This is a genomic window from Microcoleus sp. A6-C6 (assembly GCF_036705955.1).
Lineage (GTDB): Bacteria > Cyanobacteriota > Cyanobacteriia > Cyanobacteriales > Microcoleaceae > Microcoleus.
Map to the genome: position 1 here is coordinate 1 of NZ_JAUBVR010000060.1, position 10057 is coordinate 10057.

The window sequence follows — 10057 nt, forward strand, 5'->3', positions numbered from 1 at the left end:
GCTTTTCGCTCATCTGACTACATTACCATATTTTTCGGCTCTCAATCAACTATTTTTTACCTGAATCCTTACCATTGAATTTTGTTGTTTGACATTAAAAAGACGTAAAGCCTTTAAAGATTTTTCAATCTTATTTTTTTCTTCAGGATTCCATTGATGACTTTCGGGAGATACAATAGAAACGTAGTAATCTGAATTTTTTTGAAATTCTAGTAATAATAAGTGGGACTTGATTTGAGATTCATTTTTATTGGAAGAATCAATATGTTTTTTGATTTCACCAAACAATTGTTTTTGAGTAGTCTCACCGTATTTAGAAAGCCAATGATGATATAGAAAACTTTCTACAATATTTTTATCTAACCCATTATCATCAAATTTTTGTAAGATACCATTCCATATAACTTTATAATCATCAAGTGTAACATTGGAAGCTCTTAGTTTTTGTAACAATAAATTTTTTACTAAATCTGGCGTAGTCAGGTCTTTCCCTCTAGTATTGAGAGTTTCAAAAATCAAATAAGCGTCATCTTCATTATCTAATTGAATAAATACTAGCTTTAAAGAAAGAACTTTGTTCCTGATATTTTTTAAAGTTTCTAAGATTTGACGTTGCCGTTCTGCAAATAAATTATTGCCATAATCATTATTGTCAAATGTAGGAATCATGGAAGAAAGTTTTTTATTGATTAATTCAAATGCTGATTTTAGATTTTGTTCTTCATTTCCAACTGTACATTGTATTTCTAATTTTTTAAATCTTTGTATATTGCCTTGCAAATATGGAAAAGATGTCTCTGAATTCAGAATATATTCATTTATATTGTCTATATTGGCTTTTTCAATGTATTGATGTACTCCTTTAGCTAGATTTTCATCACCATGCTCAAGGAAAGCATTTCTTATAGCAGCAAGCATTAATGTAATGGTTGTTAATCTTTGTTGTCCATCAACTATTCCATAGTAGGGTTTCTCTGTTTGATAAAGAACCATTGATCCTATAAAATAATCTTCATAATCTCTAATAACAACATCTTCCCAGAAATTAATAACCTCTTCATCCATCCATGAATAAGGACGTTGAAATCTGGGAATTTTAAAGTAACCTAGAGAAAAAATGTCTCGAACTTCTTTATCATTAGCTTCTATTTTCATCGATTTCACGGCTTTTGTTATGAGAAGGATTAATTAATACTGAACCGAAGTTCAATGTTTCGATGAGGACATCTCCTGTCGTAGCGAACTTTGGGGATGGTCAAGCTGACTTATAATTGTAACGTATCTGCGAAACAATACATAAAATACCGCAGATCGCAGATGTCTGTCAACCCCTTCTTTTTCCTCGTCGCAATCTGCTTTTATCGATCGCCCTTTCTACACAAACAGATCGCACACCCGCTATCCTGTAAAATTACCTCAGTCTTTTGAAAATACGATCGCCCATCACAACACCCCAATCGATCGACACTATTCACCATCATCCCACGCACCCAACAACAGCCAAAATTCTACTCGCCGCCCCAAACTCCCTCGCCCGCAGCAGTTTCCCCAGCAGCAATCAGCACATAAATAAATCATCGCCACTAGCATAAATAAGCTTAAATCACCATCAGCGCTAAACTAAGTTAGGTAAACGATCTTATATACTCATGACTATTTTTACTCTGCGATCGATCAAAAAAGACTTCGGCATCAAAGAACTCTTGACAAATGCCAGTTTCAGCCTCGATGAAGGCGATAAAGTCGGGCTCATCGGCACCAACGGTTCCGGGAAATCGACCCTGCTGAAAATGATTGCCGGTATGGAGTCGATCGACGCGGGCGATCGCTGGGTCAATCCAGGCTCTACAATTGTCTATCTCCCGCAACAGCCGGATTTAGACGAAAATCACACGGTTTTAGAGCAAGTATTTGCCGACAGCGGCGAACAAATGGCTTTAGTGCGCGAATACGAGGAAATTTCCGATCAACTGTCCCACGGAAAAGGCGATACCGACAAGTTGATGGCGCGTCTGTCTGCGGTGTCTGAACGCATTGATGAGGTTGATGCGTGGGATTTGGAAACCAAGGCTAAATTGATTTTGACTAAGTTGGGAATTGAGGATTTTCATGCGAAAATTGGCGACTTGTCCGGCGGCTACCGCAAGCGAATTGCTTTAGCAACGGCTTTACTTTCCGAGCCCGATGTGTTGTTGATGGATGAACCGACAAACCACTTGGATGCGCTGTCTGTGGAGTGGTTGCAGAACTATTTGAACGGCTATCGCGGTGCACTGCTGCTGATTACGCACGATCGCTATTTTCTCGATCGCGTTACCAATCGCATCCTAGAGATCGATCGGGGCGACCTTTACAATTATGCTGGAAATTACGCTTATTACTTGGAGAAAAAAGCCTTAGCGGAAGAATCCGCCGCCAGCACTCAGCGCAAATTTTCGGGAGTATTGCGGCGCGAGTTGGAATGGCTGAAAAAAGGGCCGAAGGCGCGCAGTACCAAACAAAAAGCTCGGATAGATCGCATTAAAGATATGCGAGCAGAGGAATTCAAAACAGCCAACGGCAAAGTCGAAATTGCGACAGCGGGCCGCCGGATTGGTAAGAAGGTGATTGAATTACTGCATATCAGTAAAGCTTACGACGATCGCACTTTAATTAAAGACTTTACCTACAATTTCACTCCCGAAGACAGGATAGGAATTATTGGCTGCAACGGTGCGGGAAAATCGACGCTGATGGATATCATCACCGGACGCATTCAGCCGGATTCGGGTACTGTCGAAATTGGCACAACCATTCATATCGGTTATTTTGACCAGCATTCAGAGGATTTGACTCCGAACGAAGACCAGCGAGTTATTGAATACTTGAAAAGTGTAGCGGAATTGGTGCAAACGGCGGACGGGGAAATCATTACTGCTTCTCAAATGTTGGAGAAGTTTTTGTTTCCGCCGATTCAACAGTATGCACCGATTAACAAGCTTTCCGGCGGGGAAAAGCGTCGGTTATTTTTGTTAAAGGTGCTGATGAGCGCGCCCAACGTGCTGATTTTGGACGAACCGACAAACGACTTGGACGTGCAGACTCTGGCGGTTTTGGAGGATTATCTGGAAGATTTTAACGGCTGCGTGATTGTGGTGTCGCACGATCGCTATTTTCTCGATCGCACAATTGACATGGTTTTCGCCTTAGAACCGGGTGGCAATTTGCGCTTGTATCCCGGCAATTACTCGGTATATTTAGACCACAAAAAAGCCGAAGAAGCCAAGGAACTCAAAGGACAAAAAGACAAAGAAAAGCTTGCACGCACCCCTGAATCTAACAATTCACAAACCAAAGCTTCTACTACAAAATCAACGAAAGTTTCGTTCAATGATCAGCGGGAATACCAGCAGTTAGAGGCTCAAATTCCGAGACTGGAAGCTGAGAAACAAGAAGTTGAGAAGATTTTGTCAAACAATGCTCCGAGCGGGTTTGCGGAGGTGAAGAAGTTATCGGATCGTTTGGCTAAATTGACCCAGGATATCGATCGCGCGACTGAGCGGTGGTTGGAATTGGCCGAACGAGTTGGGTAATTTTGGGGGTGTCCGAGTGTTGTGTTTAGCTCCTGCTCCCAATGACAGGAGCTAGAGGAATTATGAGTGAAAAAATCCCATGCTGAAACGAATATATATTGACAATTTTCGCTGTTTGGCAAATTTTGAACTAGAGCTTGATGCAATTAATCTATTTCTGGGTTCTAACGGCTCAGGTAAATCCACAGTTTTTGAGGTGTTGCAGAAAATCCAAGCATTGGTCAGCGGCGACAGTAAGGTAGAAGGAATTTTCAAACCAGCGGACTTCACCCGCTGGCAAATCTTACAAATTCAGCGTTTCGAGCTAGAAATTCTCGGTAATGGCGGCTCCTACACATATCAATTACAAATTGATTACTATCAAGATAAATGTCGTGTTAGGTACGAGAGTCTGCTCTTTGATAACCAGCCTTTACTACAATTTGAATTCGGCGAAGTTCAACTCTATCGAGATAATTATTCACCAGGCCCGAAATACCAGTTTGACTGGTCGCAATCTATTCTGCCTTCATTAATGCCAAGAAACGACAACACGAAGTTAACTTGGTTTAGAGAACGGATGGCGCGATTTATCATTGTGCAAATGGTTCCGAGTTTGATGGTTGATGAAAGTAATCAAGAACAAAAGCGTTTGACTCCTAAGATGGAAAATTTTGTTTCTTGGTATCGCTACTTATCTGAAGATCAAGGTAAAATTGCTGAAATTGGGAATATTTTAAGAGAGGTTTTGGATGGATTCACGAATTTTAAGTTTGAGCGATTCAGCGAAGATAATTTGGTGTTAAAACTGCGGTTTTCAGGAGAAACAGATAACAGTAAGCCAATTGAATATCGTCTCGGAGAATTGTCGGACGGACAAAAAACATTAGTTGCTTTATACGCGCTGATTTACGGTACAAAATCTGAAGACTATACCTTGTGGATTGATGAGCCGGAAAACTTTTTAGCATTGCCAGAAATTCAACCCTGGCTGATGGAGCTTTATGACCTTTGTAGCGAAGGAAAACTTCAAGCATTACTAATTTCTCATCATCCTGAGTTAATCAACTACCTTTTAGCTTCACCGATTGGCTATTGGTTTGAGCGTCAAAGTAATGCTCCGGTTCGAGTCAGACGAATTAGCAGTGAAGTGGCTGATGATTCTGGACTACCGATTGCTGAACTGATTGCGCGGGGATGGTTGAATGAGCCAGCGTAGAGTTCAGATTGTGATTCTTTGTGAGGATAGACAGCAGGAGGTTTTTGCGCGTTATTTCCTCAAAAAACGAGGTTTTACAGGTGTATTTCGGGCTAATATTTGTCCGAAAGGTAGCCAATCTGGAGAACAGTATGTACGCACTCACTATCCTGCGGAAGTGAAAGCTTATCGCCAGAATAAAAACCGGGTGTCGATTGGATTAGTTGTTTTGATTGATGCAGATACTGGTATACTGGAAGCAAGGCTTAATGAATTAGCTGGTATGCTTGAGGAAGATGAGCAGGAAAAAAGGCGATTGGATGAAGCGATCGCGATTTTCGTTCCCAAGCGCAATATTGAGACTTGGATACATTATTTGCAGGGAGAATCTGTGAATGAGGAGGCTGGTTATGCAAAGTTTGAGCAAAATGAGGCTGTTTGCAAAACATCTGTTGAGGATTTAGCCGATCGATGTTATTCTCAGAGCTTACCAGAAGATGCGCCGCGATCGCTTCAGGCAGCTTGTGGGGAATTACAGCGGTTGTTACCACTGTTGGAGTCATGAGTTATCAGAAAATCTGGAGCTTGTTATTACTCTCAAGCAAACTGACCAACAAACTTAAGACGGGTAAAAGTCTAAAATCCTTGTCTAAGCTGCAATGTGATCGGAAACAGCGGCAAAAAACCCGCTTTTTTTGCGAGAGCCTCAAGTAAAGTTGTGTGTCAAAAACTGCGAATTTCCGCTGGGTGGGGTTGACAAAAGCAGTAGAATATGCAGTAAAAGTCAGCGTAAGCAAGTAAGACTGGCAGCAGAAAAGACGGGTCAAAAGGCCCAAAACAGGCAAAACAAAAGTCGATCGCACAAAGTAAGTTGACCGAAGACTAAAAATATTGTAATCAGTGAGCTACAATTAACCTGTTCTGTGCCAAGAATTGGTCAACATCAAAAGTATCCTGTAGAAGTCTGAACTTGAGAATCTCAGGGTGGTCGAGGAGCGGGAGTAAACATAAAACTATGCCTCAAAAAGTAATCGCCAAACAGATGCCTTTGGAATCAACGTCCGATCCGATCGCCGTGGTGGCGAGAGTCGAAACCGTGCCAGCCGAAACAGTGGCAGTAGAGTCCTACGCCGATCGGTTGATGGACGAACTGTTTGAAGGAGTCGATCGAGCATTCGACGGCAGCGCCGGACTGCCACCCGATCCAGTGGCGCCAGAGTTCGTGGCGCTCAAATCCATCTCGGTACCTCAAATAGTTTTGTCGCAGTTGACGCCAGAGCCGACGCGAGATGGTAAAAAAGACGTAGCAGCGATCGCCCGCCAAGTCGCCCTAGAAACAACCAAAAAACAGCAGTCCAAACAATCATTCGATAAAATCCTGCTCGGAGCAGCATTTGGGTCGCTACTGCTAGTCATGGGATTGTGGCTGGCAAGCAGGTCTGGACTGGTGCGCTTGCCCGCAGCCGTTGCCCCACAGACGCCGGCAGCAAGTACCAAAACCGCACCAGATACCCAGTTTGTAGAATACGTGCAGCGCTCCCTAGTAGCGATCGAACAAAAAAAAGCACCCCAGGCTAACTCCCAACTTGCCACAGTTCCCGGAGCCGCAACCCCAGGGACACTGCCGAGCATTTCAATTTCCGGCGCGCCACCGCCAACAGCAGGTCTTTCGACAGCAGTCAACCGCATCGCGAATGCCCTAGAACAGGTCGCCGCCCAGCCGGGAGCACCTGCACCCCAAGTCGTAGTCATCCCTCCCCCCGCTCAGGTGACTGTGGCTCCGGGGGCTCCTGTTCAGGTGACTGTGGCTCCGGCAGCTTCTCAAACCGCAGCAGGTTCGACTTCGCCGGCGGCCCCAGCCTCCGGTCGTGCGATCGCCACCGCTGGCAATCGCACTCCCCTCGCGGCTTCTCCTTCCTCCTCGGAGTCTGTGCAGCCGAAGATTTTGGCTCGCGAAACGGAATCAGCACCAGCGCCGGCAGCAGGACAATCCGCGCCAGCGCCCCAGCAATCCGTAGCGGCTGTGAACAGCGCTCCGATTTCCGCGCAGACGCTGGTGGGGATTTTGGAGTTGGGCGATCGATCGGCTGCTTTGTTTGAAATAGACGGTGTAGCCCGCAGAATCTATGTCGGCGAAAGTATCGGTGCTAGTGGTTGGACGCTGGCAGAAATCAAAAATCAAGAAGCAGTTATCCGAAAGGGTGGAGATGTGCGATCGGTTTTTGTCGGCCAAAAGTTCTAATCAGTCATTGGTCATTGCATTGGTCATTGGTCATTGGTCAGTAGTCATCAGTCATCAGTCATCAGTTAGGATTTTAGTAATCGGTAATTGGTAATTGCCAGCGATCGGGCTGTACCTCACGAGCGGTGACAACAGTTATAATATAGCAACCGCGCCCGACGTTTTAAATTGCTGAAACGCTTGCTCTTATTGCTCCTTCCTTCTATCCGTTTGCATCCCGTACAGGGAGACGGAAGCCGAACTTGCGAATGCTATAACTAACAACTAATGACGGATGACCGATTGCCAGTAACTGAGAACCAATGACTCACAACTAATGACCAATGACTAATAACTAATGACTGAGGAATTATAAAAAATGGGCTTATTTGACGATTTCAGCCGCTTACTAGAAACCAGATTAGAAGAATTTTTGCGCAGCAACCCTCATCTGGAGTTGCAAGCAATAGAAGAACAACTCAAGGAACAAGAAGAAGACACGCTGCGGCTGATTCTGGAGATTCAAAAACAAGAGAAAACACTGCAAGCTGAAATTCTATCCGCCGCCCAAGAAATTCAGCGCTGGAACGATCGCGCGAACAAAGCTAAAGCAGCTCAAAGGCTCGACTTAGCTCAAGCAGCCCAAGAACGACAAGCAACTTTGCTACGTCAGGGAAATCAGCGCTGGGGACAAATGCAAGGCTGCAAAGAACGGATTGAAAAAGCTAAAGAATTGTACCGCCAAATTCAATTGCGCCGAAAAGAAGTCCGCGCCAAAGCAGTGGAAGCCGCAGCAACTCGAACCACGGCGAAAACAGAACCGAATTGGGATACAAAGGGTTGGAATCAGACTTCTAATTATAGCAGTTTTAATGCGGCAGACCCTCTCGAACAAAAGTTTCAACACTGGGAAGCAGACGAAGAACTCGATCGCATGAAGCGCAATATCAACCGATAGCTACCACAGCATCTCGATGCTGTAGGGCTGACTTACTCGGAACTCGGATTTTCCGTGCAAATAATTTGTCAACCGCCAATCGCTCGGGTATGCGCTCGATCGAACTTGAGATTAAATAAAATTCTCAGATTTTAGGGACGATCGCGCGATCGTCCCTAAAATATTCTAGGCTAATTCATGAAGCGCGATCGCACTACAGGATCGCAAAATCCGTAGCAGTAATCAGGCTTGCGGGCACATTGCTCAGAGTCGCTAAAAGTTGACCAGAACCGGTAACTCGGATCAGAGTAGAACTATTCTCCGCAACAACGCTCAGTTGCGAGAAATTCAGACCACCCATTAAGCCGATCGAATCGATACCGTATTGAAAGTCTAAAATAGTCTCGCTGCCGAAGTCAAGACCCAACATAAATCGATCATTCCCAGTACCTCCAATCAGAGTATCATTCCCCTCATCTCCAAACAAGAAATCATCCCCAGCACCGCCAAGCAAACTATCCTCATCCTTGCCGCCGTAAAGAGTATCATTCCCAGCATCGCCATTAACGGTATCCTGACCTTCATTGCCAAACAGCAAATCGTTACCCATACCGCCGCAGATTTGGTCTTGTCCGCCAGCAGAACCAATGGGAAGAGGGCTACCAATATCCCCGTACACAGTATCTTCCCCGTCGCCGCAGCAGATAGTATCGTTTCCTTCATCACCAAACAGCAGGTTATTGCCCGACTCGCCTAGAACTACGTCATCGCCCTTGCCTGCACGCACTGTATCATTACCGTCACCACCTGCGATCGTATCTTGATTTTCCTGACCGCTGAGGAAATCATCGCCCGCCAAACCAAACAGCAAATCGTTGCCCGTCAAATCCGCGTCCAAGGGATTAAGAGTTCCCCCGTAGAGAGTATCCTCACCCTCATCCCCAATTAAAGTATCGTTCCCCTTATCTCCGAAAATGAGGTCATCATCTTTGCCACCGTAAACAACATCGTCGTCTTCGCCCGCAAAGATTAAATCATCTCCAGCAACGCCGTTGATATAATCATTATCCTCATTGCCAAACAGCAAATCGCTGTCAATATTTGGGCCGACCGGGAAATCGCTGTTAAGTCCCCCGTAAATATTATCATTACCCCGCAAGCCAGCCAACAAATCAGATCCGTCAAAACCGTTAATTTCCTCACCGTTACTGCTGCCGAGAATAGTATCGTTGCCGTTAGTACCATCGAAGCTATTGCTAACAGCATTCGGGCCGCGCACGCTGGCAATATTTGGCAAAACAATTTCCGCACAAATGCAGTCAGCATCTTGTCCGTCTTGCGGAGGCGGTGTTGGTGGTTGGTCGAAAAAGTTGCCAAAGTTAATATCGCTAACATTCGTGCCGCTGACAGCAATAATATCAGCAGGATTGGCAGTAGTTTGCGTCCAACCAGGTTGATTTACTTCCCGAATTCGATAAGTTCCCGGTACTAAATTAGTAAAACTGTAACCGCCCAAACTATCAGTCGAAGTATTAACTTCTCCAGCATCTAAAGAGTCATTGCTGTTAGCGTCAAGGAAGACTTGCCAGTTAGGCAATAGCGGTTCTTGAGCATCCAAAACCCCGTTATTGTTGAGGTCATTAAACTTGCTGCCGGAAATGCTAATATTTTGGAAATTGCCGAAGTTAATTCCACTACGACTTTCGCCACTGCCGAGATTAATCGGTGCGGGATTCGTAGTAGTTTGCGTCCAACCAGTCCGCTGCACTTCCCGCACGTTGTAAGTGCCGGCATTGAGGTTGTTGAAGCTGTAATTGCCAGAATTGTCAGTGGTAACAGTAATTTCGCCCGTATCTAAAGAGTTGTTCCCGTTAGCATCAAGGAAAACTAGCAATCCCGAAAGACCAGTTTCCCCCGCATCCTGAGTACCGTTGCCGTTGTCATCGTTGAATTTAATACCGCTGATGCTGCTTTGTTGGACGGGAGTAGGAGTGGTAACAGGAGTCGGAGCAGGAGCGGGAGTCGGAGGCGGAGTAGGAGTCGGAGGCGGAGTTGGAGTTGGAGGCGGAGTCGGAGTCGGAACAGGTATCGTTTGATTGCCAAAATTGACTGTAGCAGGATTAGTTTGACCTGCTGCGATCGTTACCGTA

8 protein-coding genes are annotated in these 10057 nt (G+C 45.1%); 6 read left to right on the forward strand and 2 right to left on the reverse strand.

Going from position 1 to position 10057, the window contains the following annotated elements; all coding sequences use genetic code 11:
* Positions 1 to 45: 45 nt before the first annotated feature.
* On the reverse strand, positions 46 to 1155 hold the full coding sequence (locus tag QUB52_RS21095) for a DUF262 domain-containing protein (protein WP_332972828.1): 1110 nt from the start codon (positions 1153 to 1155) through the stop codon (positions 46 to 48).
* A 269-nt stretch (positions 1156 to 1424) separates the two neighbouring features.
* Between QUB52_RS21095 and QUB52_RS21100 the strand changes: the two genes are divergently transcribed.
* From QUB52_RS21100 to QUB52_RS21125, 6 genes are all read left to right on the forward strand, one after another.
* Positions 1425 to 1592 carry a hypothetical protein gene (locus QUB52_RS21100; RefSeq protein ID WP_332972830.1) on the forward strand — a complete coding sequence of 56 codons (168 nt, stop codon included), beginning with the start codon at positions 1425 to 1427 and terminating at the stop codon, positions 1590 to 1592.
* A gap of 57 nt (positions 1593 to 1649) precedes the next feature.
* Positions 1650 to 3572, forward strand: coding sequence for an ABC-F family ATP-binding cassette domain-containing protein (locus QUB52_RS21105; protein WP_332972831.1), 1923 nt, complete (start codon positions 1650 to 1652; stop codon positions 3570 to 3572).
* A 79-nt stretch (positions 3573 to 3651) separates the two neighbouring features.
* Positions 3652 to 4770: an AAA family ATPase gene (locus QUB52_RS21110; protein ID WP_332972832.1), complete on the forward strand. Its 1119-nt coding sequence runs from the start codon at positions 3652 to 3654 to the stop codon at positions 4768 to 4770.
* Entirely contained in the window at positions 4757 to 5314 is a 558-nt protein-coding gene (locus QUB52_RS21115) for a hypothetical protein (protein WP_332972833.1), read from the forward strand. Before QUB52_RS21110 ends, QUB52_RS21115 begins: the two co-directional genes overlap by 14 nt.
* A gap of 450 nt (positions 5315 to 5764) precedes the next feature.
* A complete protein-coding gene (locus QUB52_RS21120) occupies positions 5765 to 6991 on the forward strand; it encodes a hypothetical protein (RefSeq protein WP_332970632.1) in 1227 nt (408 codons plus the stop codon).
* Between the two features lie 358 nt (positions 6992 to 7349).
* Positions 7350 to 7928, forward strand: coding sequence for a TIGR04376 family protein (locus tag QUB52_RS21125; RefSeq protein ID WP_332970631.1), 579 nt, complete (start codon positions 7350 to 7352; stop codon positions 7926 to 7928).
* A gap of 193 nt (positions 7929 to 8121) precedes the next feature.
* Here QUB52_RS21125 and QUB52_RS21130 read toward each other — a convergent pair.
* Positions 8122 to 10057 (reverse strand): SdrD B-like domain-containing protein (locus tag QUB52_RS21130; protein WP_332976260.1); only part of this gene is annotated, 1936 nt, incomplete at its 5' end.

Coding starts and splice junctions, on each gene's coding strand:
- QUB52_RS21125 (WP_332970631.1), top strand. CDS start 7,350: ATGGGCTTATTTGACGATTTCAGCCGCTTACTAGAAACCAGATTAGAA.
- QUB52_RS21095 (WP_332972828.1), bottom strand. CDS start 1,155: ATGAAAATAGAAGCTAATGATAAAGAAGTTCGAGACATTTTTTCTCTA.
- QUB52_RS21110 (WP_332972832.1), top strand. CDS start 3,652: ATGCTGAAACGAATATATATTGACAATTTTCGCTGTTTGGCAAATTTT.
- QUB52_RS21105 (WP_332972831.1), top strand. CDS start 1,650: ATGACTATTTTTACTCTGCGATCGATCAAAAAAGACTTCGGCATCAAA.
- QUB52_RS21115 (WP_332972833.1), top strand. CDS start 4,757: ATGAGCCAGCGTAGAGTTCAGATTGTGATTCTTTGTGAGGATAGACAG.
- QUB52_RS21120 (WP_332970632.1), top strand. CDS start 5,765: ATGCCTCAAAAAGTAATCGCCAAACAGATGCCTTTGGAATCAACGTCC.